Annotated in this window: 30 protein-coding genes and 1 pseudogene; 13 read left to right on the top strand and 18 right to left on the bottom strand. The window is 60.7% G+C overall.

The genetic code is table 11. From position 1 onward, the window contains the following. Window positions 1-150: 150 nt before the first annotated feature. On the top strand, window positions 151-1,026 hold the full coding sequence (gene htpX, locus ACR3FE_RS16705; RefSeq protein WP_458208483.1) for a zinc metalloprotease HtpX: 876 nt from the start codon (window positions 151-153) through the stop codon (window positions 1,024-1,026). On the opposite strand, the gene ACR3FE_RS16700 is transcribed toward htpX, so the two are convergent. Then, window positions 1,023-1,550, bottom strand: a complete 528-nt coding sequence (locus ACR3FE_RS16700) for a DsrE family protein (RefSeq protein ID WP_458208481.1) — start codon at window positions 1,548-1,550, stop codon at window positions 1,023-1,025. The two genes, htpX and ACR3FE_RS16700, sit on opposite strands and share 4 nt — an antisense overlap. 87 nt (window positions 1,551-1,637) lie before the next feature. On the opposite strand from ACR3FE_RS16700, the gene pspAB reads away from it, so the two are divergent. The 6 genes from pspAB to ACR3FE_RS16670 all read left to right on the top strand — a co-directional run bounded on the left by pspAB (window position 1,638) and on the right by ACR3FE_RS16670 (window position 6,109). Next, window positions 1,638-2,243: a PspA-associated protein PspAB gene (pspAB, locus tag ACR3FE_RS16695; protein ID WP_458208480.1), complete on the top strand. Its 606-nt coding sequence runs from the start codon at window positions 1,638-1,640 to the stop codon at window positions 2,241-2,243. Window positions 2,244-2,376: 133 nt separating this feature from the next. Next, window positions 2,377-3,408 (top strand): DNA repair and recombination protein RadA, encoded by a 1,032-nt coding sequence (radA, locus tag ACR3FE_RS16690; protein ID WP_458208478.1) that lies wholly within the window; start codon window positions 2,377-2,379, stop codon window positions 3,406-3,408. A gap of 249 nt (window positions 3,409-3,657) precedes the next feature. Then, entirely contained in the window at window positions 3,658-4,056 is a 399-nt protein-coding gene (locus tag ACR3FE_RS16685; protein WP_458208477.1) for a DsrE/DsrF/DrsH-like family protein, read from the top strand. Between the two features lie 19 nt (window positions 4,057-4,075). Next, entirely contained in the window at window positions 4,076-4,318 is a 243-nt protein-coding gene (locus ACR3FE_RS16680; protein WP_458208476.1) for a sulfurtransferase TusA family protein, read from the top strand. Next, window positions 4,315-5,457 (top strand): NAD(P)/FAD-dependent oxidoreductase, encoded by a 1,143-nt coding sequence (locus tag ACR3FE_RS16675; RefSeq protein ID WP_458208474.1) that lies wholly within the window; start codon window positions 4,315-4,317, stop codon window positions 5,455-5,457. The genes ACR3FE_RS16680 and ACR3FE_RS16675 overlap by 4 nt, the downstream gene beginning before the upstream one ends. 10 nt (window positions 5,458-5,467) lie before the next feature. Continuing rightward, window positions 5,468-6,109: a helical membrane plugin domain-containing protein gene (locus ACR3FE_RS16670; protein WP_458208473.1), complete on the top strand. Its 642-nt coding sequence runs from the start codon at window positions 5,468-5,470 to the stop codon at window positions 6,107-6,109. A 59-nt stretch (window positions 6,110-6,168) separates the two neighbouring features. Here ACR3FE_RS16670 and ACR3FE_RS16665 read toward each other — a convergent pair whose 3' ends face one another. The 4 genes from ACR3FE_RS16665 to ACR3FE_RS16650 form a co-directional block, all read right to left on the bottom strand. Then, a complete protein-coding gene (locus ACR3FE_RS16665) occupies window positions 6,169-6,588 on the bottom strand; it encodes an iron-sulfur cluster assembly scaffold protein (protein WP_458208471.1) in 420 nt (139 codons plus the stop codon). Window positions 6,589-6,713: 125 nt separating this feature from the next. Further along, window positions 6,714-7,568 carry a DUF7351 domain-containing protein gene (locus ACR3FE_RS16660; protein ID WP_458208469.1) on the bottom strand — a complete coding sequence of 285 codons (855 nt, stop codon included), beginning with the start codon at window positions 7,566-7,568 and terminating at the stop codon, window positions 6,714-6,716. A 49-nt stretch (window positions 7,569-7,617) separates the two neighbouring features. After that, a complete protein-coding gene (locus ACR3FE_RS16655) occupies window positions 7,618-8,259 on the bottom strand; it encodes an HD domain-containing protein (RefSeq protein ID WP_458208468.1) in 642 nt (213 codons plus the stop codon). A 111-nt stretch (window positions 8,260-8,370) separates the two neighbouring features. Continuing rightward, the gene (locus tag ACR3FE_RS16650; RefSeq protein ID WP_458208466.1) at window positions 8,371-9,618 is read right to left on the bottom strand and encodes an aminotransferase class V-fold PLP-dependent enzyme; all 1,248 of its coding nucleotides are present in this window, start codon (window positions 9,616-9,618) and stop codon (window positions 8,371-8,373) included. A gap of 116 nt (window positions 9,619-9,734) precedes the next feature. Here ACR3FE_RS16650 and ACR3FE_RS16645 point away from each other — a divergent pair, with 116 nt between their 5' ends. Both ACR3FE_RS16645 and ACR3FE_RS16640 read left to right on the top strand, forming a co-directional pair. Beyond that, window positions 9,735-9,914 (top strand): hypothetical protein, encoded by a 180-nt coding sequence (locus tag ACR3FE_RS16645; RefSeq protein WP_458208464.1) that lies wholly within the window; start codon window positions 9,735-9,737, stop codon window positions 9,912-9,914. Window positions 9,915-9,991: 77 nt separating this feature from the next. Then, on the top strand, window positions 9,992-10,336 hold the full coding sequence (locus ACR3FE_RS16640; RefSeq protein WP_458208462.1) for a DUF6176 family protein: 345 nt from the start codon (window positions 9,992-9,994) through the stop codon (window positions 10,334-10,336). 43 nt (window positions 10,337-10,379) lie between these two features. Here the strand turns inward: ACR3FE_RS16640 and ACR3FE_RS16635 are convergent, their stop codons facing one another. Beyond that, a complete protein-coding gene (locus ACR3FE_RS16635) occupies window positions 10,380-10,670 on the bottom strand; it encodes a DUF424 domain-containing protein (RefSeq protein WP_458208460.1) in 291 nt (96 codons plus the stop codon). Beyond that, window positions 10,667-11,398, bottom strand: coding sequence for a tetratricopeptide repeat protein (locus ACR3FE_RS16630; protein ID WP_458208458.1), 732 nt, complete (start codon window positions 11,396-11,398; stop codon window positions 10,667-10,669). Before ACR3FE_RS16630 ends, ACR3FE_RS16635 begins: the two co-directional genes overlap by 4 nt. Before the next feature lie 219 nt (window positions 11,399-11,617). Between ACR3FE_RS16630 and ACR3FE_RS16625 the strand changes: the two genes are divergently transcribed. The 3 genes from ACR3FE_RS16625 to ACR3FE_RS16615 are packed head-to-tail and all read left to right on the top strand — an operon-like array spanning window position 11,618 to window position 13,004. Then, window positions 11,618-12,178: a TATA-box-binding protein gene (locus ACR3FE_RS16625; protein ID WP_458208457.1), complete on the top strand. Its 561-nt coding sequence runs from the start codon at window positions 11,618-11,620 to the stop codon at window positions 12,176-12,178. Window positions 12,179-12,216: 38 nt separating this feature from the next. Next, the gene (locus ACR3FE_RS16620) at window positions 12,217-12,579 is read left to right on the top strand and encodes a DUF7473 family protein (RefSeq protein WP_458208456.1); all 363 of its coding nucleotides are present in this window, start codon (window positions 12,217-12,219) and stop codon (window positions 12,577-12,579) included. A 47-nt stretch (window positions 12,580-12,626) separates the two neighbouring features. Continuing rightward, a complete protein-coding gene (locus tag ACR3FE_RS16615) occupies window positions 12,627-13,004 on the top strand; it encodes a hypothetical protein (RefSeq protein ID WP_458208455.1) in 378 nt (125 codons plus the stop codon). Here ACR3FE_RS16615 and ACR3FE_RS16610 read toward each other — a convergent pair whose 3' ends face one another. The 11 genes and pseudogenes from ACR3FE_RS16610 to hisG form a co-directional block, all read right to left on the bottom strand. After that, window positions 13,005-13,484, bottom strand: coding sequence for a dihydrofolate reductase (locus ACR3FE_RS16610; protein ID WP_458208454.1), 480 nt, complete (start codon window positions 13,482-13,484; stop codon window positions 13,005-13,007). It abuts the gene before it with no gap. Then, window positions 13,484-14,476 (bottom strand): thymidylate synthase, encoded by a 993-nt coding sequence (gene thyA / locus ACR3FE_RS16605; RefSeq protein ID WP_458208453.1) that lies wholly within the window; start codon window positions 14,474-14,476, stop codon window positions 13,484-13,486. The genes ACR3FE_RS16610 and thyA overlap by 1 nt, the downstream gene beginning before the upstream one ends. A 51-nt stretch (window positions 14,477-14,527) precedes the next feature. After that, window positions 14,528-15,496 carry a methyltransferase domain-containing protein gene (locus ACR3FE_RS16600; protein WP_458208452.1) on the bottom strand — a complete coding sequence of 323 codons (969 nt, stop codon included), beginning with the start codon at window positions 15,494-15,496 and terminating at the stop codon, window positions 14,528-14,530. Between the two features lie 431 nt (window positions 15,497-15,927). Further along, window positions 15,928-17,025, bottom strand: coding sequence for a signal recognition particle-docking protein FtsY (gene ftsY, locus ACR3FE_RS16595; RefSeq protein ID WP_458208451.1), 1,098 nt, complete (start codon window positions 17,023-17,025; stop codon window positions 15,928-15,930). 6 nt (window positions 17,026-17,031) lie between these two features. After that, window positions 17,032-17,490 carry a prefoldin subunit alpha gene (pfdA, locus tag ACR3FE_RS16590; RefSeq protein WP_458208529.1) on the bottom strand — a complete coding sequence of 153 codons (459 nt, stop codon included), beginning with the start codon at window positions 17,488-17,490 and terminating at the stop codon, window positions 17,032-17,034. A gap of 206 nt (window positions 17,491-17,696) precedes the next feature. Continuing rightward, window positions 17,697-18,290, bottom strand: a pseudogene (locus tag ACR3FE_RS16585) (DUF7344 domain-containing protein). Window positions 18,291-18,573: 283 nt separating this feature from the next. Then, complete coding sequence (locus tag ACR3FE_RS16580; protein WP_458208450.1) at window positions 18,574-19,239, bottom strand: translation initiation factor IF-6; 666 nt, start codon at window positions 19,237-19,239, stop codon at window positions 18,574-18,576. Window positions 19,240-19,243: 4 nt separating this feature from the next. Continuing rightward, window positions 19,244-19,522, bottom strand: a complete 279-nt coding sequence (locus ACR3FE_RS16575) for a 50S ribosomal protein L31e (protein ID WP_458208449.1) — start codon at window positions 19,520-19,522, stop codon at window positions 19,244-19,246. Then, entirely contained in the window at window positions 19,522-19,674 is a 153-nt protein-coding gene (locus ACR3FE_RS16570; protein ID WP_458208448.1) for a 50S ribosomal protein L39e, read from the bottom strand. Before ACR3FE_RS16570 ends, ACR3FE_RS16575 begins: the two co-directional genes overlap by 1 nt. A gap of 53 nt (window positions 19,675-19,727) precedes the next feature. Then, window positions 19,728-20,285 carry an RNA 2',3'-cyclic phosphodiesterase gene (thpR, locus tag ACR3FE_RS16565; protein WP_458208447.1) on the bottom strand — a complete coding sequence of 186 codons (558 nt, stop codon included), beginning with the start codon at window positions 20,283-20,285 and terminating at the stop codon, window positions 19,728-19,730. A 67-nt stretch (window positions 20,286-20,352) separates the two neighbouring features. After that, entirely contained in the window at window positions 20,353-21,201 is an 849-nt protein-coding gene (hisG, locus tag ACR3FE_RS16560; RefSeq protein WP_458208446.1) for an ATP phosphoribosyltransferase, read from the bottom strand. A gap of 96 nt (window positions 21,202-21,297) precedes the next feature. Between hisG and ACR3FE_RS16555 the strand changes: the two genes are divergently transcribed. Continuing rightward, complete coding sequence (locus tag ACR3FE_RS16555; RefSeq protein ID WP_458208444.1) at window positions 21,298-22,590, top strand: amidohydrolase; 1,293 nt, start codon at window positions 21,298-21,300, stop codon at window positions 22,588-22,590. Window positions 22,591-22,622 lie beyond the last annotated feature (32 nt).

Here is a 22,622-nt window from a genome sequence, read left to right as displayed (position 1 = left end):
GAGTTCAAGTGAGTCGATCCACTGTCGCTGTACTACGACCCTGCTATCCGCATCTGGTTCTGCCATCTGCTATCCGCATCGGTTTCCTCCCGCGCTACTTCCTCGCGCATGCGACGAATCTTTAAACGGTCGGAATCCCTAGACAGCCACATGAAGTGGAAAGCAGATTGGGGACTTCGAGCCAGAATGGGGCTGACGATGTTCCTGTTGTTCGCGCTGTATATCGTGTTCGCCGGGGTGCTGTTGGCCTACTTCGGGGAGGTAAATCTGCTGTTCATCCTGGTGTTGGCCAGCTTCTCGCTCGGTCAGTTCTTCTTCAGCGACCGACTCACCCTGTGGAGCATGGGCGCACGCGAGGTGAGCGAAGAGGAGTATCCGCAACTTCACGCGATGGTGGGCCGTCTCTCGCAGCAGGCCGACCTCCCGAAGCCGAAGGTGGCCGTCAGCGACCAGCGAGTTCCGAATGCCTTCGCGACGGGCCGTTCACAGAAGAAAGCCGCCGTCTGCGTGACGACCGGACTGCTACAGACGTTGAACCAGGAGGAACTTGAAGGCGTCATCGCACACGAACTCGCACACGTCAAGAACCGCGACATGATGGTGATGACCATCGCGTCGTTCCTCTCGACCATCGCCTTCATGGTCGTCCGCTGGGGCTGGCTGTTCGGCGGCGGTGACCGACGCAATCAGGCACCGATCTGGGTCGCCATCATCGCGTCGCTCGTCGTCTGGATCGTCAGCTACATCCTCATCCGGGCGCTCTCGCGCTACCGCGAGTTCGCCGCAGACCGGGGCGGAGCGACCATCACCGGCAAGCCATCGGCGCTCGCCTCGGCCCTGATGACCATTGACGGGCGGATGGACAAGGTGCCGAAAGAAGACCTGCGGCAAGAGGCGGAGATGAATGCCTTCTTCATCATCCCCATCCGGAGCGGCTTCATCGGGAAACTGTTCAGTACGCACCCGAGCACCGAACGCCGGGTCGAGCGACTGCGCGAACTCGAACGCGAGATGGAGTCCTTCTAGGGCGTCTTGATGTAGGCGTAACCGTCCGCCTGCAGTTTCGTGAGTTCGCCGACGCCTGCTGGGACGGTTTCGACGCCCGCCAGCAGGTCTCCCGTGGAGAAGTTGAACGCCTCCATACTGTTCTGACACGCTTTGAACTCGACGCCACGTTTAGCGAGCGCGGTGACTTTGTCTGCCACGGTGGACTCCCCAGCCATCACGAGTCGGATGCCCTGCCCGTTGGCGACCAGGGCGACTGTCTCGACGTCCGTAGAATCGTCGTCGAGGAGGTTGGCGACGTTCGCCACCGCGTGTTTTTGATGGTCTTTGCCACTGCTGTAGTGAAATACCGTGCTCATCGTCGTTTCCTGTGTCTCCGTGGTCGTCTCTTGGCTGGTCGTCGTCTCCGTCTCGGTCTCCGTTTCGGTGTCGGTTCCAGTGGTCGTCCCTGGGGTTCCGGAACTCTCTCCCGTACAACCGGCGAGGGCGACCGCAGTGCCTGCCCCGGCGAGTTGGAGAAACCGGCGTCTGGAATGCGTCTTCATCGCTTTCTCCGAAGCCATCCTTCCCCTTTATTAAGTGCCGGTTAACGACCGACCTCCTTTTTCCCCTTGCGCTCGTACCCCCTCGATATGGGACTGCTGGACGGACTCCGCGAAGTGCTCGGTATCCGTGCTGAAACGGACGCCGGACGCGACGCCGACCCGGAAGATCTCTTCGGCATGAGCACGGCCTACGTCACGATGGAGGCCGATCTCGGGTACGAACCGGTCGGGATGGCTGCACTCTGTTTCTCGCAGGTCGATAGCATGGACTTCCGCGAGGCAGTGGACGAGGTTCACGCCATCCTCGAAGCGGGGAAAGAGGAGACGGGCACGGACGCGTGGGCACACGAGGACGACCACGGCTACTCGTGGGTCGTCCTCGAAGACGACGACTTCGAAGACCTCGTGACCAGTCTCCACTTCGCCGCCGACACCTTCGTCGAGGAAGGCTACGGGTCACGTTTGCTCGCCGCACTTTTCGGCTTCCAGCGCGACGGCAACTACGTCTACTGGGTGTACTCGTTCCGCCGAGGTGCGTACTACCCCTTCGCACCGAAATCCGGTCACGACCGCGATTCGTCCGCCGAGTTCAAACTGGAGAGCCTTTTGGACGGCGAACTTGAGATAGAACCCGAAAAAGAGTACTGGTACCCACTCTGGCCCGACCGCGCCAGCCAACATCCGTGGGAGTAGTTGGCACGACAACACGTCTTCCTATCTAAAGGCTGCTATTTCGATTCTACTATCCCGACGCCTGCTCCCATTTCTACTTTCACTCTGCTGTTAACGGAGCTTTATATGATGGGAAGCACAAGGAGCGAGTACGATGGCAGACGCAGACCTCGAAGCACTACCGGGCGTTGGCCCGGCAACGGCAGAGAAACTCCGTGACGCAGGATTCGATTCGTACCAGAGTCTCGCGGTCGCAAGCCCCGGCGAACTCAGCAACACCGCCGACGTGGGCGAGAGCACCGCCACCGACATCATCCAGGCCGCACGAAAGGAGGCCGACATCGGTGGGTTCGAAACCGGCACACAGGTACTCGAACGACGCGAGCGGATCGGCAAACTCAGCTGGCAGATCGACGAGGTAGACGAACTGCTCGGCGGCGGCGTCGAAACGCAGTCCATCACCGAAGTGTACGGTGAGTTCGGTGCCGGTAAGTCGCAGGTCACCCACCAGCTCGCGGTGAACGTCCAACTCCCCCGCGAGCAGGGTGGTCTCGGCGGGAGCACCATCTTCATCGACAGCGAAGACACGTTCCGTCCCGAGCGTATCGACGACATGGTTCGCGGGCTTCCGGAGGAGGCCATCCAGGCCGCGATGGACGACCGCGAGATCGAAGGGTCGCCCGACGACGACGAGGCGATGGATGAACTCATCGACGACTTCCTCGACAAGATCCACGTCGCCAAGGCGTTCAACTCCAACCACCAGATGCTCCTCGCGGAGAAGGCCCAGGAACTCGCTGGCGAGCACGAAGAGAGCGAGTGGCCCGTTCGCCTGGTCTGTGTGGACAGCCTCACGGCTCACTTCCGTGCCGAGTACGTCGGGCGTGGTCAACTCGCAGAACGCCAGCAGAAGCTGAACAAACACCTTCACGACATCGATAAGGTCGGTAACCTGTACAACACCGCTATCGTCGTGACGAATCAGGTCTCGTCCAACCCCGATTCGTTCTTCGGTGACCCGACCCAGCCCATCGGTGGCAACATCCTCGGCCACAAATCGACTTTCCGGATGTACCTCCGCAAATCGAAGGGTGACAAGCGTATCGTCCGTCTCGTAGACGCACCGAACCTCGCAGACGGTGAGGCTGTCATGCGCGTGCAGGACGGTGGCCTGAAGCCCGAGTAAGAGATCGAAGAATTGATTTTATTCTACAAGAGTGCAAACCTATCGAGCAGCTGCTCTCCCTGCTGCTATACCGCTCGCCACAACACTAAATACCGTTCCGTCCCTTCTCTCTACTGGAGTTCGTACTAGTCCTGTACGAACTCGTTTCGCTGTGTGATGAAGGGGGACACACGACACAATTCTCACAATGTTGGAATAACCTCGCAATATTATATCCGTGAACTGCGTCTCTCTACATGTGAAAGACTCATGAATGGCTTTGCAATCGTCCTCGCCTCCGAGGACATCGAGAAGATTCAGGCTGCGAGTATCATCGGGTCGGTCGCTGCGGCATCCGACATCCCGGTAGATATCTTCGTGACGATGAACGGCCTCAACCCGTTCGAGAAGGAAGCCGTCGAACACATGGACTTCAAAGGCGGTCGCGTCGCCGAGGCGATGATGACCGCGACGGAAGTCCACGTCCCCCTGTTCACCGAACAGCTCGAACAGGCGAAGGAACTCGGCCCCCTGTCCGTCTACGCCTGCACGATGGCGATGGACATGCTCGGGAACACGCTCGACGACTACGTCGACGTCTTCGACGACGAACTCGGCGTCGCCGGGTTCCTCGAGATGGCACAGGACAAGAACGTAATATTCGTCTAAAAACACACTGGTGATCAAAATGAGTGAATCCAAAATCGAACCTGACGTGACGATCGACTCGCGCGGTGCAACCTGCCCCGGCCCCCTGATGGATCTCATCGGGAAAATAAAGGGTGCAGACTCCGGCACCGTCATCGAACTACAGACCGAAGACGGTGGATCGAAGAAGGACGTTCCAGAGTGGGTCGACAAGGCCGGTCACGAACTGGTCGACACCGTCGACCACGGTGACTACTGGAGCCTCTACGTGAAGAAAGCATGAAACGAATCGCCATCGTCGGTGGTGGAACCGGCGGGACGGTTCTCGCCAACCGACTCGCAGACAAACTCGGGACAGAGATCGATGCGGGCGAGGTATCCGTCACGCTCGTCACTGACAGCCCGGACCACGTGTACAAGCCCATGTACCTCTACGTTCCGTTCGGGGAACGGGAGGTCGACGAAGCCAGCAGGCCAGTCTCGGAGCTACTGGATCGGCGTGTCGAACTTCGCATCAACCGCGTCGTGGATATCGACACCGACGAGAAACGCCTCCAGTGTCAGGACGGCCACGAGACGCTCGACTACGACTACCTCGTGCTCGCGACCGGTGCCAAGCTCACGCCGGAAGACGTGCCCGGCCTCAAAGAGGGCGGCCACCACTTCTACGGTCCCGAGGGAGCCGAGGCGCTGCGTGACGCCATGGTCGAGCTCGAAGAGGGGCACCTCGTGCTCAGCGTCATCGGCGTACCCCACATGTGCCCTGCCGCACCGCTGGAGTTCGTCTTCATGGCGGACGACTGGCTCCGCAAGCAGGGTCGGCGTGAGGACGTCGAGTTGACCTACACCTACCCCATCGGCCGCGCCCACTCGGTGGAATCCATCGCCGAATGGGCGACACCGGAACTCGAAAAGCGGGATATCAACGTCGAGACGTTCTTCAACGTCGACGCGGTCGACCCAGACGAGGAGGTGCTCCAGACGATGGAGGGCTCGGAGATGGACTACGACCTGCTGGTCGCCATCCCGCCCCACAGCGGCGACGACCTCATCAAGGAGGCCGGTCTCGGCGACGACGGCTGGGTGTCGGTCGACAAGCAGACGCTCGAAGCGACGGACGCGGAGAACGTCTACGCTATCGGTGACACCGCCGACGTGCCGACGAGCAAAGCGGGCAGTGTGGCCCACTACGAGGCAGGCGTCGTCGCCGACCGCCTCGCCAGTCGGATTCGGGGTCGTACCCCGACCGCCAGATTCGAGGGCAAGACGGTCTGCTTCATCGAATCCGGCATGGACGAAGCGACGTTCGTCGAGTTCGAGTACGGCCGCCAGCCGACCGTGCGCGACCCTTCGAAGTTCGTCCACTGGGCGAAGCTCTCGTACAACGAGTCCTACTGGCTGACCGCACGGGGACTCCTGTGAGGTGACCGAGATGCCAGAACAGACCACCCAAACCGAAGGGAGAGACGCCCTCGAAGAGGCGATCGCCGAGAATCCCGAGGAAGTCGCCCGCCTGATGGAACGACTCGGGTTGGTGAACGGCGTCCTTGACGCGGCCGAAGTCGGAACTGCCGCTCTCGACGACCGGATGGTCGCAGAGCTAGCCGGGACGGCGGGAACCCTCGCGGAGGCCGCAGATGGCCTCGCAACGCAGGAGACCGTCGAACTGTCCGAATCGGTCGGCGAGAACGGAACGGAACTCGCCGACGCCCTGGAGACGCTCGTGCGCCTGCAGGAGAGCGGCACGCTGGACGAACTCGCGCAACTCGCCGATCTCGTTTCGCTGCTCTCGGGCGCGCTGGACGACGAGATGGTTGCGACGCTCGTTGGTGCCGGAAGTTCGCTCGGCGAAGTCGCAGACACGGCATCCGACCCCGATACGATCCGGGGGATGGAGACGCTGTTGCACGCGGTCGGTGACGCCAGCGACCCCGAAACACCGCCGGAGCGCGTCGGCATGGTCGGCATGCTTCGCGCGACCCGTGACCCGGAGGTTCAGACCGGACTGGGCTTCATGCTTGCCATCGCAAAAGCCCTCGGTCGGGACGTACAGCGAGAACCCGAACGGAAGTAGCCGGGTTCGCTGTCGGCTGGGTCACACTGCCGACCACGCTTTTTATCGAAAACGAGATTTCAGTCTTCTGTCGTCGTCTGGTCGAGTTGCTTTTCGCCTTCGTAGATCTCTGCACCGTCCTGGACGACCTTCTCGGCGAGCACCGCACATTTCACTCGCATCGGGCTGATCTCGACGCCGAGCATATCGATGACGTCGTCTCTGTCCAGTTCCTCGACTTCGGCGAGCGTCATCCCCGGAAGCTTCTTCGAGAGCATGCTCGCGCTGGCTTGACTGATGGCACAGCCATCGCCCCGAAACGCGACTCGTTCGATGGTTTCATCGTCGTCATCGAGTATCACGTCGAATTCGAGTTCGTCACCACAGGACGGATTGACCCCTTCGTGGGTGAAGCTGGGCTCGTCCAGTTCACCGTAGTTGCGCGGGTTCCGGTAGTGGTCGAGGATCTGCTGCCGGTACATGTCCGAACCCATGCTCATAGTTGAATCTGGGTAAGAGAGTCTGGCCTAAAAGGATTCCGACGATTCCGCCCGTACTGGCCGGGTCGATCCGTACTGCCTCCCTTCGGTATCCTCGCTCGTGGACATTCCCTGGAGCATTGGATTCACACGTCCCCGACGGTGACGTTCAGATCGTCATCTACGGTGAGTTCGAGTTCGTCGTCTGCAAATTCGATGGTATACTCGACCAGCAATGGCTCGTCCGACACGATCTCCGGGTCGTTATCGAGGAGCCAATCCAACTCCCAGAGGGTGTGTTCTGCCAGGTCGATACCGTGCTGGTAGTGGAACGCGATGACTGCCGAGTGCTGGAGGAGGTACGACCCGACCGAACCGAAGACGCCGTTGGTACACTGCTCGCAGGCGAACTTCACACCGACCACATCGTCCGGATCAACGTACTCCGACTCGGTGATGAGCGACCCGACCGTGCGTCCCGAACAGTTCGGACAGATCCCATCTGCCATCATCGAGAAGACGTTCCGAACCCATCGGTCGAACGTTCTCGGAAGCTCGGCGACGTTCCGGCCTTCGAACGCTCCCGGTGGAAACCCGAACTGAGACAGCCGTTCGTCGCAGGACGGGCACCTGATTTTGACCGTCTCCTCGTCGTACGTTGCAGCCAGTGTCGTTCCACACTCGTGACATGGCGAGTCGAGCTCGAACGTCTCCGCCGACGATCGTTGCGTGTACGTTCCGGAGAGGATCGCGCCGATGACTCGATTCCCGGCGAACGGCAGTTCGTACTTTCCGTCTTTCTGTCGGACGAACAGCCCGACGAGTTTGTTCAGATGGTAGTTGAACTGGCCGCTGTCACGGAGTCCGACCCGATCGTGCAGTTCGGAGAACGACAGTGGTTCGTCGGCCTTCCAGAGTGCTTGCACGATGCTGAGTCGGGTGTCGCTCCCGAGGAGAGAGAAGGCCTCCTCTGGTGAGATCGCTCGCTCGTTGGAATCCATAGCCCGTTATCCGCTGGAGGGCTGAAAAGTTTTCAGGTCTTCTCGGCGATCAAAGCTCGCCAGCCACCTCGTGCTCGAATCGTTCGAGGAACCGCTCTACGAACGCTCCACGCTCGTCGGCCAGCCGTCGGCCAGCGTCGGTGTACATCCGCTCCGGAAGCCGGAGGATCTTCTTGTAGAAGTGGTTGATAGCAGTGGCGCCGGAAGTGGTGTCGTCCGCGTCCAGCGGCAGGGCGGGGTCGTGGAGTGCCTGGTCGTGTTCGCCGCTGAAACAGAAGTTCCGGGCGATTCCGACCGCACCGATGGCGTCGAGATTGTCCGCGTCCGAGAGCAGTTTCGCTTCCAGCGTCTCGGGTTCCACGTCGTTCGAAAAGCGATGCGCCCGGATGCAGTGTTGGACGGATTCGATTTCCGAATCGGACACGTCGTACTCGGCGAGGATTCGCCCTGCCTCCTTCGCACCCCACCCTGCGTGGTCGTCGATCTCTCCCCGGTCTTCGCGTCCCCTGCCGACGTCATGGAGCCAGACCGCCGTGAACAGAACCGTTTCGTTCGCGTCGTACTCCGAGACGAGCGTTTCCGCGAGGGTGGCGACTCGCCGGACGTGATGCCAGTCGTGTGCGGGAGCGACGTCTTCGAAGTAGGTCTTCGCTCGGGGTCGGACTGTTTCCGGGAGGTTCTGTGTCGTCATTCGTCTCTGACTCTGTTTTGTTAGCGTTATTAGAAAAATTGTCTGATTTCTGTCGTATGAAAGGTCGTAACTATCGAAAGATAGATTTCCAGAAGTAAATCAGAAAGGGCGCTACTGCGCGAACAACTGCCGGGCGTCGTCGACGGCCTCGACCAGTTTGTCGACCTCCTCGCGGGTGTTGTAGATGTAGAAGGACGCCCGCGCCGAGGCCGCGATACCGAGTTTGTCGTGGAGTGGTTGCGTGCAGTGGTCACCCGCCCGGATGGCGACCGCGTGGTCGTTGACGATGCTCGAAAGGTCGTGAGCGTGGACGCTGTCGACGTTGAATGAGACGAGGCCGCCCCGGTCGTCGCCCGGTGGGCCGTAGATCTCCACGTCGCCTTCCTCGGTCAGGCGGTCGTAGGCGTACTCCGCGAGTTGCTCTTCGTGGCGCTGGATACGCTCCATGCCGATGTCTTCCAGATAGTCCACTGCGGCGGCCAGCGCGACTCCTTGCGCGATATTCGGCGTCCCGGCCTCGAACTTCCATGGCAGGTCTTCCCACGTCGCATCTTCGTAGGTCACTTTGCGGATCATCTCGCCGCCGTAGAGGTACGGCTCCATCTCCTCCAGAATGTGTTTCTTGCCGTACAGGCCGCCGATACCGGTCGGGCCTGCCATCTTGTGGCCGGAGAAGGCGTAGAAGTCGGCGTCGATCGCTTCGACATCGACGGGGCGGTTCGGCACCGCCTGCGCCCCATCCACGAAGATGTAGGCGCCGTGGTCGTGCGCGATGTCGGCGAGTTCACCGACCGGGTTCGTCGTCCCGAGCGTGTTCGAGACGTGGACGACGCTCACCATCTTCGTATCGTCGGTGATCATCTCCCGCGCGGCGTCCATATCGAGGTACCCCTGCTCGTCGATAGGGATGTACTTCACGTCCGCGCCGGTCTTCTTCGCGAGTTGTTGCCAGGTCACCAGCGAGGCGTGGTGTTCCATCTCGGTCAAGACGACTTCGTCGCCCGGCCCGAGTTCTTCGAGTCCCCACGCGTAGGCGACGAGGTTCTCCGATTCCGTCGTGTTCTTCGTGAACACCATCTCCTCGCGACCACCACTCGCACCGATGAATTCGGCGAGGCGGTCGTGGGCCTCCTCGTAGGCGATGGACGCCTCTTGACTCAACTGGTGGATGCCGCGATGGACGTTCGCGTTGTAGTTCCGGTAGTAGTCAGAGATAGATTCGACCACCGGCTCGGGCGTCTGGGTCGTCGCCGCGTTGTCGAGATAGACGAGTTGCTCGCCGTTGAACTCCCGCTGGAGGATCGGAAAATCCTCCCGGATGCGCCCTACATCCAACGCATCTGATCGTTGTGTTGCCATTACCGTTCGATTGGTGTTCGAGTCAAAACACTCCTTCGGTCCGGCGAGACGAACGAAACCGGTTTCGGTTACACGGGGGCGACGTAACTTAAGACACTCCGGCCCTTCGCGTTCGTATGGTCTCGAAACGACGACTCGGCGCGAGTCTGCTCTTTCTCGGTCTCGCGTTCGTCGGCACCTTCCACGCCTTCCTCGCGGTCGCGTTCGATACCGGACTGGTGACCGTCGGGAGCGGCATCGCTGTCGGGTCGGTGCTCTGTCTGGTCGCGGTGAACGTCCCGGCGCTCCTCGATTAGTTACGCCCGTTCTCCCGGTTCGGAAGCTTTTCTGTCAGGTCAGTACGTATAAGTAGCCCGTCACACTCCCCTCGGTCATGGTCGATGTCGTGATGATGAAACAGAAAATCAAAGAGGGAAAAACGCAGCGGTTGAAGGAGTGGATGGCCGAAATTCGGATGCGTGAGGAGGAGGCCATCGAGACGTACGAGAACGAAGGTATGTATAGCGAATCCGCCTTCATCGAGCGAACCGACGAGGGCGACTTTCTGGTGTACTACATGGAATCAGAAGACGCACAGCGTGCGCACGAGGCATTCGAAAACTCGACGCACGAGATAGATCGGGAACACAAGGAAGTGATGGAAGAGACCCTCGAAGACGGACGGAACGTCGGAGAGTACGAACTGCTCTACCATCTCACTCATCCGAACCGACCGTGAGTCGCGCATGTGCTCCGACTTACCGAGTGTGGGCCGGTGGAGACTACATCCGCAAGAACTGCGCGTGCCGTGTCGAGTCGAGGTCGAGGACACTTTCTTCGTCTACGAAGCCCTCTTCGACCGCGAGCGCTACGGATTCGGTGCCGACGATGTTTGCTACGCTAGCGCGTTCGAGGCTGTCCACGACCTCGCTCTCGTCCACCTCGTCGCCGCCGTAGAACTCCTCGGTGACGGTGAGCGAGACGTTTTCGGCCTCGAACGTCTCGCCGAGCACGTCGTCATCGCAGACGGCGACCAGCAATCCTTCCTGCGTGTCGCGCTCCCGGAGTATCATTCCTGTATCAACTCTTCTTCCGCCTCCCGTCGCATCTCCTCGGCCTCCTCCGCGAGTCGTTCGGCCTCCTCGTCTTCGCCCAGTTCCTCCAGCGCGCGAGCCTTCTCTTCGACGACCTGCGCGTTCCGGAAGCCGAGCCGAATCGCGTTGTCGAGACAGTTCAGGGCGTCCTCTGCGAGGCCGCGTTCGAGCAGGAAAAAGCCCCGGTTGAACCACGCCTGCGGGAATCGCTGGTCGATCTCGACGGCGCGTTCGGAGTGTTCGAGTGCCTGCTCGGTCTGGCCGGACTCCCAGAGGGCGTAGGCGAGATTCGTCTCGGCGGTGGCCGCGTGTTCGCTATCGTCGTCGATCCGCAGAGCTTCGCGGTACGCACCGATGGCGTCGTCCCACTCTTCGAGTTGGCCATGTGCCGCGCCCTTGTTCACCCATGCCTCTTGGGCTTCGAGGGAATCTTCCTCGGCGAAGCGGGCCGCGCGCTCGAACGTCTCGGTCGCCTGTTCGAAGCGGTTGATCTGCATGTAGCTCAGGCCGACTTCGACGAGGTCTTCGACGGACACTCGGTCGCGGGGGATCGCCTGTTGGTCGAGCATATCCGTAACGACGCGGGAGTCGACGGGGTCGACTTCGTCCGGGTTCACTTCGAGTTCGGGAGGGTCGAGATCGAACTCGTCGTACGGGTCGCCGAAGCCTTCCCCTTCGGAGAACTTGTGACTTCGCTCGTCGGTCATTATCCATCGATTGGGGCGGCGTACTGTTAAGGTCTACGCCATCTCGCTCTGTGGAAATCGTGGCCAAAGGCCGTGTAGGATGCTGACTTAGCTCGTGTCCGTCCATAGAACCTCCTACATCAAGATTCCGTCCCGAGAGTGTTCATAAAGGCCATTTGAGACGTGTCAGCAAGGACTACCAACCTTTATAAACCTTAAATACGACATTTAAGTCGCGCTATGACCGACCCCAAGGAAACCATCAACATTGAAAACGTGGTCGCTTCGACGGGCATTGGGCAGGAACTCGACCTTCAGAGTGTCGCCATGGACCTGGAGGGTGCTGATTACGACCCTGAACAGTTCCCTGGTCTCGTCTACCGAACCCAGAACCCGAAGTCGGCTGCACTCATCTTCCGTTCCGGCAAGATCGTCTGTACCGGTGCGAAGAGCACTGCCGACGTCCACGAGAGCCTCGAGATCGTCTTCGACAAACTGCGCGAGCTGAACATCGAGGTCAACGAAGACCCCGAGATCGTCGTTCAGAACATCGTCACCAGCGCCGACCTCGGCCGTAATCTCAACCTCAACGCTATCGCTATCGGTCTCGGTCTGGAGAATATCGAGTACGAACCCGAGCAGTTCCCCGGCCTCGTCTACCGTCTCGACGAACCCGAAGTCGTCGCACTCCTGTTCGGTTCCGGTAAGCTCGTCATCACTGGCGGCAAGAAACCCGAGGACGCAGAAAAGGCAGTCGATAAGATCGTCTCACGTCTCGAAGAACTCGGTCTGCTGGAATAATCGGCACATCCAAGGTTCCCCGCTTTCGACCAACGAGTATGGCATTGCTGGGTGACCTGACGCCTCTCGTTGCAACGTATCTCCTCCTCGCAGCCTTTCTCACGGTGACCGGTCACATCGCCGCGCGCAACGTCCTCGGGAGCGTACCACTCACGCGCGCGCTGGCGGTCGGCTTGCCGATCGCGGCACTTCCGTTCCTTCTCCAACGGTACTTCCCGCCCGCCGTCCTCGTCATCGCGCTCGCACTTGACCTGACCATCTTCCACATCGTCTACCGGCTGAAGTGGCGCACGGCGGGCTTCGTCACCTTCATCCACGTCGTCGTGAGCTTCCTGGCGAGCATCGTCATCGGTGGTATCGTGTACCTCGTCTCGCTCGGGCCGCCCGCACCACCGAGTTGAACGCCGCGAGAGGAATCGCTTTATCGTCAGCCGACCGAACTGTAACTATGTCCCTCCCCGACCGATTCGAACAGGTGGGTATCGTCGTCGGAAGCATGTTGATGCTCTCGCTTCCACTCACCGTGTTTACGCCACTGCTGACCGAGAATCCTCAACCATGGCAGACTGCTCTGCTCGTCTATGCTCCGGGCCTCGTCGTCGGTGTTCTCGTCGCCCTCGACAAACTCCCGGTTTCCTACCAGCAGGTCTGGGTGTTCGGCATCGCCAGTTGGCTCGCTACGGTCGTCCTGTGGGCTGTTTTCGGCGTCGAAAGCATAATCGCAGACGAGCAAACGGCAATCGGAACGTGGCTGGTCGCCCTGCTCGTCGGCGTACTGGTCGCGTGGGCGAACCCGACGATCCATCGGCGAGGAAGTAAGGCCTAATCAGCGACGTTTGTACCGGACGAAATCGAACTCGTCGCGTTCGTCGCGTTCGACCTCCTGCCACGATTCCGCGTCCCACTCCGGAAATCGTGTGTCTCCCTCGTACTCTTCGTGGATTTCGGTCAACACCATCTCGTCGGCGTGAGGAAGGAACTGCTCGTATATCGTCGCGCCACCGACGACGAAGGCGGTGTCGTCCAGTTCCGCAACCGTGTCGACTGCCTCCTCGACTCCATCGACAAGCACGACATCCTTCGGCAGATTCGGATTCGACCTGCTGAGGACGACGTTCGTCCGTCCCGGCAGGGGGCCGTCGATCCTGGCCGCGATGCTCTCGTAGGTCGTCCGCCCCATGACGACCGGGTGTCCCATCGTCGTCTCCTTGAAGTGACGCAGATCCTCGGGGTAGTGCCACGGCATACCGCCATCGCGTCCGATGACGCCGTTCTCTGCGACGGCAGCGACGAGGACGAGACGCATCACTCGGCCACCCGGAATCGGATGCCGGGATGGGCGTCGTACTCTCGCAGGGTGATGTCGTCGTAGGTTAGTTCGTCCAGCGTGTCCGCCGTGATCTCGATCTCCGGTCGGGATCTCGGCTCGCGCGAGAGTTGCGTGAGCAAGCCCGGCACATGGTCGAAGCCGTCTTCGTCCTCTTCTGGGGCCTCCGATTCGAGCCACTCGCGTACTTCCTCGAACTCAGATTTCGAACTCACGTCTGCCAATTTCGCCTGTAGGTCGCCGAGGTTGTCACGATACCACTCCCCACGCTCGCCCTTGCCGCAGTAGACGTGCGTGTCCACGATGGTGTGGGCGAACTTCCCGACCTCGAAGCCGGTCTGGCGCGCGAGGACGGTCGCCAGCAGGGCGTACGCCGCGATATTGAATGGGATGCCGAGGGCCACGTCACCCGACCGCTGCGTGAGGTGGAGGTTCAGCGTCTCGCCCTGTACGTTCACGACGAAGGTGTAGTGACAGGGCGGAAGCGTCGAGACGGCGGCGTTGGCCGGATGCCACGCCGAGACGACGAATCGCCGCGAGTTCGGATTCTCGCGCAGACCGTCGACGACGTACTGGATCTGGTCGAAGGTTCCCTCGTCGTTCAGCCAGCGATGGCCGTCTTCGGGCCACGACTCGCCCGGCAGCCCCTCGTCGGGAACCGGGAATCGCCGCCAGAATCGACCGTAAGCGGTGTCGAGGTTGCCGTCTTCGTCGGCCCACTCGTTCCAGATGCCCGTCTTCTCGCGCAGGTTGCGCACGTGCTCCTCTCCGGAGAGATACCAGAGGAGTTCGTGTAACATCGAATCCCAGCGAAAGCCGTCCATCTGCTTCGTCGTCAGAAGCGGAAAGCCGTCCTGCAGGTCGATTTCGTAGTGCTGACTGAACGTCGAAATCGTATCGACACCGGTTCGGTTGGGTTTGTACTCTCCCTCCCGAAGTACGTCGTCCACGAGACCCAGATATTGCTCCATAGACGTGGATTTGTGCCGGGGATAATAGCATTTCTCGATTCGGAAATTTCACTATCGAGATAGCACCACGATGTATCGCGTCAGCGACCGATGGACGCGGCGCTCGAACTCGCGTTCGACATTCCATCCCGCGTCTCGGGCTTCCGCCGCCCACGAACGGTCACCGACGATGACTGTTCGGGACGCGACCCGGTGTGCTTCCGCGAGCGCACCAGCGACGAGGTCGTCCAGTTCGAGATTGGCGATCTTGGACTGCCTGCCGTAGGGTGCGTCGAACACCACGCCGTCGATGGAGTCGTCGGGAAACGGAAGATGTGTCGCGTCCCCGCGAACCGTCCCAAAATCGTCATCGGGAGCGTAGTGCGCGAGATTTTTCCCTGCCCCGCGAACCATCTTCTCCTGTGCGTCGACACCGAGCGGGCGCGCCCCGACGAGCGCGGCTTCGATGAGCACGCCGCCCGTCCCGCACATCGGGTCGAGGATGGTCGCGCCGGGTCGCGCGCCCGCCACGTTTGCCAGTGCGCGCGCGAGCAGTGGGTGCATGCTTCCCGGCTGGAAGAACGGTCGGTCGGTCGGCATGCGAGTTCCGAAGTCTCGCGTACTCTCGCGTTCGAGCCAGCCGAGGAGGCAACTGTCCGCGGAGAAGTTCGCCCGAAGTTCGTTATCAGGGTCGTCCAGATCGACCGAAAAGCCCCGCTCTACGAGCACCTGACCGAGTTCGCGTTCTGCCTCCTGCGTGCTGATATCTGTCGTCTCGCGCACGTTCTGCGCGCGAACGGCGACCGTCCCCTCGCGGTCGATCTGCGCGGCAGAGAGCAGTGCGCGAGCACTGTCGATGTCGGTGTCGGTCTCGCCCACCAGCTCGCTCGCCCGGTGGGTGTACGCGAGGTTCTCGATTCGTCCCGTGATGGCCGCCGCTCGCGCGAGTCCGGGCGCGACGAGTTCGACGCCGGTCGCCGCGCTCTCCGCCTCGCAAGCCGCAAATTCGTCGTCTTGTCCGCCGAGTTCGAGTAGGTACACGGTTCGTTTTCGGTTGAAATTCGGGTCGCTGTCGTTCGACAGGAATCGGTGGGCGGTCTTGGGAATTGCGAATCACTCGTGCGATGGCGAGTTTTGTCCGGCTTCCACTGACTCGCCTTTCTCGGTGTTCAACGCAGTTCGTCGTCTTTTCGGATCGTTGTATCTTCGACGACTGTAATCGCAAAGGAAACATACCGCGACCGCAGTGCGGACGGGCGGCCCGAACCGCCGGGGCCGCCCGTCCTCGGCGTCCCCGTCCCTCCCCGGTCGCTCGGGCAGTTCGCGGCCAGCGCGAACCGCCCTCGCCGCGCGACCTGATTGCGGGGTGTCGGCTGTGCGATTCGGCGTCGCTATGTAGTGTCCTTGATCTGGAAGTAGTCGCGTCACTCTCAACTCCCGGTCGCTGTGTCGCGTGGAAAAAGCGGGTTCGGTTACTCTTCGTCGCCCAGCAGGCGGTCCACGAGGGTTTCGGGGTCGAACCGTTCTAAGTCGTCGTACTCCTGCCCGACGCCGAGGAAGAGGATGGGCTTGCCCGTGACGTGGGCGATGGAGATAGCGGCCCCACCTTTCGAGTCGGCGTCAGCCTTGGTCAGGATCGAGCCATCGACCTCGACGGCTTCGTCGAACTCCTTGGCACGCTGGACTGCGTCCTGTCCAGCCACTGCCTCGTCCACGAAGAGGGTCATATCCGGATCGACGACGCGGCCGATCTTCGCCAACTGATCCATCAGCCCTTCGCTGGTGTGGAGTCGCCCCGCCGTATCACCGAGCACCACGTCGATATCGTGGGCGTCGGCGTACTCTACGGCGTCGTAGATGACCGCCGCCGGGTCGCCGCCCTGCTCGTGACTGATGAGCTTCTTGCCCAGCGAATCGGCGTGAACCTGTATCTGCTCGTTCGCTCCGGCACGGTAGGTGTCTCCGTTCGCCAGCACCGACGAGTAGCCCCGCTCTTCGAGGTAGCGCGCCATCTTGGCGATGCTCGTCGTCTTGCCGACGCCGTTGACGCCGGTGAAGATGATGACGAGTGGTTTGTCGGCGTCGGAGACTCGCTGCTCGAAGTCGAACTGGCCGACGCTGATGACCGACAGCAGGGCGTCAGCGAGGGCTTCCTCGACGACGTCGCCCGTTTCGGCGCTGAACTTTCGGGTGGCACCGACGAGGTCGCTTCGGATGCCTTCGAGCATCTCCTGTGCGACGCTCATCTCCACGTCGCTTTCGAGGAGTGCCATCTCCAGCTCCCAGAGCGGGTCTTCGACGTCCTGCTCTTCGATGACGATCTCACCGCGAGCGAACGACTTCGCTTTCTGCGTGAAGCTGCCACGCCCGTTGTTCGTCTCGGCTTCCGCTTCCGACGCTTCGGACTCGACTTCTTCCGCGGTGGATTCTGCCTCGACTTCCGCTTCAGACGCTTCGGTCTCGGCGTCCTCGTTCTCCTCTGCCTCCGCGGCTTCTTCTGCCTTCTCTTCGGTCGTCTCCTCGACGTCCTTACGGAAGCCACTGAGCTTATCCTTCAGACTGTCGAACATCGCCGATTATTCGTCCTCGTCGTCCTGTTGCCCCTGCATCTGCTGCATCTGCTGTTGCATCTGCTGCTGTTGCATCTGGCGTGCCTGATCTTCCAGCTGGTCGCTTTCGTCTTCGACTTCGCTGATCTCGTCCTGGATGCCCTCGATTCGCTCGTCCATGACGTCCTTTCGGCTCTTCAGCGAGTCGATAGCGCCATCCTGGTCACGCTCCGCGGCGTAGCCGCCGCCGAGTTCCACGATGACCTCGTCGATGTCTTCGACGCTGGCACGAAGGTACGCGCCACCACCGAGTGGAACCTGCACGACGGAGTCGGTTTCGAGTGTCTCGATCGCTTCGATCGCTTCGTCGATCTCGGTCTTCTCGTCGCGCAGATCCTCGATCTCGCCCTCCAGCTCTTCTTTCTCGGCTTCCAACTGCTGGAGTTGCTGGGAAAGCTGCTGAAGTTCTTGGTTTCCGCCGCCCATCATCGTACTTCGACCTCCGCTCCGCGAGTAATCGCTCTCATACCCACACCTGCGGGAGCGAGCGGGAAGAATCTTCCTAACTCGGTTCCCTCGACCGAGCGTTTTTATACCATCACGCGACCAGTTCGTATCGAACGAAGTTCGCCCCACTTCTCGTCGTACTCGTCGTTTTCAGCCGTTTTTGCGAGCTACTGTTGCACTGTCGATCATCGTCGGTTCTTCCGTATCTCTGGCGGCACGTCGCCGTCTCCGAGCCGAGATGCCCGGAGCGACATCGTGTGTGCGATGCCCGAAAGCAAGAGTGCAGTCGCCACGAATCCGCCCCAGACGATATCCGGGAGGAGGGCGAACGGAAATTCCTCGATCCAGACGGCCAGCATCAGGACGATACTCAGGCTCCCCAATCCAAGGTAGAACTGCGCCCACGGGAGTTCTCGCTCGTCGACGATCTCGAGGTAGATATCGAGTCTGGCGGCGATGTTGGTGAGTGTAACGTACCCTCGTGGGGCGTCGTACTCGACGAGTCCTGCTCGATCCAGTTTCGGCAGATGTGTCTGTTGAAGCGAATTATAGATGCGCTTTCGCTGACGTGACGTGATCCGTTCCATCGGGATGTCATTTTCCTACGCCGTCAACTGGTCGGCGAGTTCGCCGATGGTCGTCGGGCCCTCGTGGTGTTTGAGATAGTGGAGTGCATATCGCCGCCGTTGACTCCGAAGGATATGGAATATCTCGTCACGAGATAGTTTATCCTCGGTATTTTCTTCGGTCGCTATCGAACCCTGATCCCCGTCCCCCATCTCGTTGGATCGTAACACTGGTTGATTCATGGTTCTCCTCGTCCCGAACTGCCGGGAACGGTTACAGGTAATACATGTTTGCCAATCTACTTATTAATACATCACCTTTTATTATGTTTCTTTATCGGCTGGAACTGTTCTTCGACTCACTGGAGGGGGTTGCAACTGTTGCAACTCCCCTCCAGTCTGCCAGTTTGCCTCCCAGTACTCAGAAATGATTTTCTGCTTATATAAAAAATGACAAACAATATTCATAGGGGTGGACAAACCGATCTGGTGAATCTCAGTCGATATATCCTAGTGCGTCTTCGATCCGTCCGAGCTCCGGCCCGGTCGTGTCTTGTCCGACGACGTAGCCGTGAGCGTTGGCGAGGAGTCCCGAGCCGACGAGCGGGCCACCGTAGTTGATGGTGCCGATATCGGCTGGAACGCCGAGTACGTCCTCGATCCGGTCGAGTTCGTCGTCTGTCGCTTTCGGGTGACAGAGAACCCCCGTGTTCGTGGTGACTGCGGCGGTGGCAACCGTTCGAACGCCAGCGATCTCACCGCGCTCGACCGGGACGCCGAGACCGTCCGAGACGGCCTGTACCGCCTCGTGTGAGAGATCCGGGTGGACGTACGCTCCGGTATCGTTCACCAGCACGACGTTTCCCGCGGCGTTGATCCGCCCCGGCAACTCGGTGATGGGAACGTCGACGACGGCTTCGATCTGCTCGCGCTCGTGGTCGGTCACGCGACTGCTCACGAGTAGTCCGTTCTCGTTTCCTGCGATCAGTGCGCCGACGGTGGACGACCCACCGAGCGTCGTCTCGACGACTTCGACGCCCAACTCATTCCCGAGCGATTCGACCAGTTCGTCGTCTAGATCGGGTCGAATCAGAAGATTCTCGTCAGTAACGCGAGCGAAAACGCCGACGTACGACGACCCGTTGAACGCGGTACGAAGCAACGCTCTACTCTTCGTATTCCGCCTCGACGATGGCTTCGCCCTCTTCCTCGAAGCGGGCCGCGTGAACCCGAAGCTTTCGCGGCGGGTTCTTGCGACCGCGAGACCAGATGGCCTCGTTGATGGAGGGGTCGAGACGCACGTCATCCTCGTCGACCTTGAAGTGCTGAGCGAGGTGTCCGCGCACCAGTTTCATCGCCTTTCCGGCGCGCTTGTGCTTCGGTTCTGCTTTCACGTCTCGGAGCGGAACCGTGATGACTCGCTCCTCGAAATCACTTGTGCTCATTATTCGTCGGTGTCGCTACGCCGCCAGCTTCGGCGCTTGGGGTTTCGCATCACGTCGCGGTCGGTCTTCATCATGACCCACGCAGGGACGCGGCTGTTCTGCCGTTCCAACTTGGAAAGCCGCTTCTTCTTGGCCTTCGACTTCTTGCCCATAGTGGTTGCCACTTTTCCGCCGTAGCTTAAAATCTTGTTCCTTTCAAACGGGGTTACAGGGAGAACGCCGCGACGGTCGAATACTCCGGCCCCTCGTTCGTCAACTCGCTCTTCGTCAATCGAATCTCTTCGACCTGCATCCGACCAACTGTCGGGTCGAGTTCGCGCACGTTCTCCTGTACGAGTTCTTTCCCGCCTGCGTGTTGCATTCTGGCGATGGTGACGTGTGGGACGAAATCGTTCTCTTCGGGTTCGAACCCGAAGTCGTAGACGCGCGACTCGACGGCATCGTTGAGCAAGGTCATCTCCTCCGCTCCTTCCTCGACCCCCAGCCACACCACGCTGATGTAGTCGAGACTCGGAAAGACGCCGAGTCCCTTCACGGTCGCCCGGAAGGGGCCGAAATCGATATCGTCGGCAACGGCGGCTTCGAGCGCCGCTTCGATATCGGGAACGCGGTCCGATTCGACGTCGCCGAGGAATTTCAGCGTCACGTGGGCCTGTGTCGGGTCGGTAAACTTCAGTCCGTCAGCGTCACGAAACCGGTCTTGGACGCCTTCGACGCTGTCTGCGAGGTCGTTCGGCAGGTCGATGCTCACGAACAAACGCATATATCAGAATAGACGTCTACTGACGGCTTGAACATTGTCGCAGAAATCGACAGCCCTCGGCTCCGCTTCAATCCACGAGACGCTCGATCTCGGTCACCAGGATTCCGCTTGCGCCGAGTTGCTTGACCTCGTTGATGGTCTCGAACACCTCGCGCTCGTCCACCACGGTGTGAACCGCGACCTTCCCGTTTCCGGCGATGTCCATCACGGTCGGGCCGCCGAGACCGGGAATCACGTCTCGAATCTCGTCGAGTCTGTCTTCCGGCGCGTTCATCATCAGGTAGCGTTTGCCCTCGGCGGAGATGACCGACTGGAGCGCCATCACGACCTGTTCGACCTTCCCATCGTCGACCACGTCTTCGCGGGCGAACAGCCGAACCGAACTCGACAGCACCTCGTCGATGATGGCGAGGCGGTTGACCTTCAGTGTCGTCCCCGTGCTCGTGATGTCGATGATGGCATCGGCCATGTCAACGTGCGGGGTGAGTTCGGTCGCGCCACTGACTTCGACGATCTCGGGACTCACGTCCGTCTCGGCGAAGTACTGTGCCGCGATGTTCGGGAACTCGGTGGCGACCGTCTTGCCCGCGAGGTCGGCGATAGAGTCGATATCGCCGTCCTCGGGTGCGGCCAGTACGAGCCGACACTGGCCGAATTCGAGGTCGAGTAGATCCTCGACGTTACCGGTGTCGGCCTCTCGCACCTGGTCGAGACCGGTGATTCCGACGTCTGCCGCACCATCGCTCACGTACTCCGGGATGTCGGCAGCACGCGCGAACAGCAACGTCACGTCCGGGTCGACCGTGTTCGCGTACAGCTTTCGGTCGGCACCGTCCACAGTATGCAGTCCTGCGTGTTCGAGCAGTTCCATCGACGGGTCGTGCAACCTGCCCTTGTTGGGGACGGCGATTCGCATTATCTCCGCGTCTGTTGGCCAGACGGATTACTCTTGCTTTCCCGGCGCGAACTGCAATCCACCAGAGTCATGCGCGGGGGCCGTCAACCTGGGAGCATGACGACACTTCGAATCGCAGACGGGCAGGTGCTTCGACCGGACATGAGCGTCGAACGCGCCGACGTGCTTGTCGACCAAGATGCGGGGACGATCCTCGCCGTCGGCGACGTTCCGGAGGGTGACGAGACGCTGGATGCGAGCGATGGCTTCGTCATTCCCAGTCTCGTCAACGCCCACTGCCACGCCGCGATGACGCTTCTGCGCGGTTATGCAGACGATAAACCCCTCGAATCGTGGCTTCGTGAGGACATCTGGCCGGTCGAAGGTGCGCTGACCCCCGAGGACGTGCGTGCCGGAACGGAACTCGCTCTGCTCGAGATGATCAGGTCCGGAACGACCGGCTTCGCAGATATGTACTTCCACATGGACGAGGCGGCCGAAGCAGTCGAGAACGCAGGGCTTCGCGCACGGCTCGGGCACGGTATCGTCACGGTCGGAAAGGACGAAGATGCCGCCCGCGAGGACTTCGAAACGAGCCTCGAAATCGCAGAGCGACTCGATGGTGCAGCGGACGGACGCATCTCGACGGCGGTGATGCCCCACAGCCTCACGACGGTCGTCGAGGAATACCTAGACGAGTACGTTCCCCGCGTGCGCGCGGTCGGCGTCCCGCTTCATTATCACGCGAACGAGACGCAAGACGAGGTCGTTCCGATCGTCGAAGAGCGCGGTATGCGGCCGATGGAGTACGCCCGCGAGGAGGGGATGACCGAGACGAACGACTTCGTCGCTCACGGCGTCCATCTCAACACCGCCGAGATCGAACTGCTCGCGGAAACGGGCACTGCGGTCGTCCACTGCCCCGCCTCGAACATGAAACTCGCTAGCGGGATGGCGCCCGTGCAAGCGATGCTGGATGCCGGGGTCACGGTCGGACTCGGCACCGACGGTGCAGCGTCGAACAACGACCTCGACATGTTCGGCGAGATGCGCGATGCGGCCATGCTCGGCAAACTCGCCACGAACGATGCCAGCGCGGTCAGCGCCGAATCGGTCGTCGATATGGCGACTGCGGGAAGCGCCAAAGCCCTCGGCTTCGAGAGCGGGCGGATCGAGGAGGGCGCGAACGCAGACCTCGCGGTTCTCGACCTCTCTGCGACTCACCTCACCCCCCACCACGACCTCGTGAGCCACCTCGCATACGCCGCGCGTGGCAGCGACGTGAAACATACGATGTGTGACGGTACGGTTCTCATGGCAGATAGAGAGATATTAATCATGGACGAAGACTCCATCCGTGAAGAAGCAGAATCACGCGCGAAGTCGGTCGTCGAGCGTGCTACCGAGTGATCGCTGTTATCGTTTCAACGGAAGTGATTTTT

This window comes from Haladaptatus rarus (assembly GCF_054177585.1).
This window is presented reverse-complemented; position numbering and strand designations above follow the sequence as displayed.

Excerpts from the sequence above, each read along its gene's own strand:
- htpX (WP_458208483.1), top strand. The coding sequence starts at position 151 with ATGAAGTGGAAAGCAGATTGGGGACTTCGAGCCAGAATGGGGCTGACG.
- ACR3FE_RS16700 (WP_458208481.1), bottom strand. The coding sequence starts at position 1,550 with ATGAAGACGCATTCCAGACGCCGGTTTCTCCAACTCGCCGGGGCAGGC.
- pspAB (WP_458208480.1), top strand. The coding sequence starts at position 1,638 with ATGGGACTGCTGGACGGACTCCGCGAAGTGCTCGGTATCCGTGCTGAA.
- radA (WP_458208478.1), top strand. The coding sequence starts at position 2,377 with ATGGCAGACGCAGACCTCGAAGCACTACCGGGCGTTGGCCCGGCAACG.
- ACR3FE_RS16685 (WP_458208477.1), top strand. The coding sequence starts at position 3,658 with ATGAATGGCTTTGCAATCGTCCTCGCCTCCGAGGACATCGAGAAGATT.
- ACR3FE_RS16680 (WP_458208476.1), top strand. The coding sequence starts at position 4,076 with ATGAGTGAATCCAAAATCGAACCTGACGTGACGATCGACTCGCGCGGT.
- ACR3FE_RS16675 (WP_458208474.1), top strand. The coding sequence starts at position 4,315 with ATGAAACGAATCGCCATCGTCGGTGGTGGAACCGGCGGGACGGTTCTC.
- ACR3FE_RS16670 (WP_458208473.1), top strand. The coding sequence starts at position 5,468 with ATGCCAGAACAGACCACCCAAACCGAAGGGAGAGACGCCCTCGAAGAG.
- ACR3FE_RS16665 (WP_458208471.1), bottom strand. The coding sequence starts at position 6,588 with ATGAGCATGGGTTCGGACATGTACCGGCAGCAGATCCTCGACCACTAC.
- ACR3FE_RS16660 (WP_458208469.1), bottom strand. The coding sequence starts at position 7,568 with ATGGATTCCAACGAGCGAGCGATCTCACCAGAGGAGGCCTTCTCTCTC.
- ACR3FE_RS16655 (WP_458208468.1), bottom strand. The coding sequence starts at position 8,259 with ATGACGACACAGAACCTCCCGGAAACAGTCCGACCCCGAGCGAAGACC.
- ACR3FE_RS16650 (WP_458208466.1), bottom strand. The coding sequence starts at position 9,618 with ATGGCAACACAACGATCAGATGCGTTGGATGTAGGGCGCATCCGGGAG.
- ACR3FE_RS16645 (WP_458208464.1), top strand. The coding sequence starts at position 9,735 with ATGGTCTCGAAACGACGACTCGGCGCGAGTCTGCTCTTTCTCGGTCTC.
- ACR3FE_RS16640 (WP_458208462.1), top strand. The coding sequence starts at position 9,992 with ATGGTCGATGTCGTGATGATGAAACAGAAAATCAAAGAGGGAAAAACG.
- ACR3FE_RS16635 (WP_458208460.1), bottom strand. The coding sequence starts at position 10,670 with ATGATACTCCGGGAGCGCGACACGCAGGAAGGATTGCTGGTCGCCGTC.
- ACR3FE_RS16630 (WP_458208458.1), bottom strand. The coding sequence starts at position 11,398 with ATGACCGACGAGCGAAGTCACAAGTTCTCCGAAGGGGAAGGCTTCGGC.
- ACR3FE_RS16625 (WP_458208457.1), top strand. The coding sequence starts at position 11,618 with ATGACCGACCCCAAGGAAACCATCAACATTGAAAACGTGGTCGCTTCG.
- ACR3FE_RS16620 (WP_458208456.1), top strand. The coding sequence starts at position 12,217 with ATGGCATTGCTGGGTGACCTGACGCCTCTCGTTGCAACGTATCTCCTC.
- ACR3FE_RS16615 (WP_458208455.1), top strand. The coding sequence starts at position 12,627 with ATGTCCCTCCCCGACCGATTCGAACAGGTGGGTATCGTCGTCGGAAGC.
- ACR3FE_RS16610 (WP_458208454.1), bottom strand. The coding sequence starts at position 13,484 with ATGCGTCTCGTCCTCGTCGCTGCCGTCGCAGAGAACGGCGTCATCGGA.
- thyA (WP_458208453.1), bottom strand. The coding sequence starts at position 14,476 with ATGGAGCAATATCTGGGTCTCGTGGACGACGTACTTCGGGAGGGAGAG.
- ftsY (WP_458208451.1), bottom strand. The coding sequence starts at position 17,025 with ATGTTCGACAGTCTGAAGGATAAGCTCAGTGGCTTCCGTAAGGACGTC.
- pfdA (WP_458208529.1), bottom strand. The coding sequence starts at position 17,490 with ATGGGCGGCGGAAACCAAGAACTTCAGCAGCTTTCCCAGCAACTCCAG.
- ACR3FE_RS16575 (WP_458208449.1), bottom strand. The coding sequence starts at position 19,522 with ATGAGCACAAGTGATTTCGAGGAGCGAGTCATCACGGTTCCGCTCCGA.
- ACR3FE_RS16570 (WP_458208448.1), bottom strand. The coding sequence starts at position 19,674 with ATGGGCAAGAAGTCGAAGGCCAAGAAGAAGCGGCTTTCCAAGTTGGAA.
- thpR (WP_458208447.1), bottom strand. The coding sequence starts at position 20,285 with ATGCGTTTGTTCGTGAGCATCGACCTGCCGAACGACCTCGCAGACAGC.
- hisG (WP_458208446.1), bottom strand. The coding sequence starts at position 21,201 with ATGCGAATCGCCGTCCCCAACAAGGGCAGGTTGCACGACCCGTCGATG.
- ACR3FE_RS16555 (WP_458208444.1), top strand. The coding sequence starts at position 21,298 with ATGACGACACTTCGAATCGCAGACGGGCAGGTGCTTCGACCGGACATG.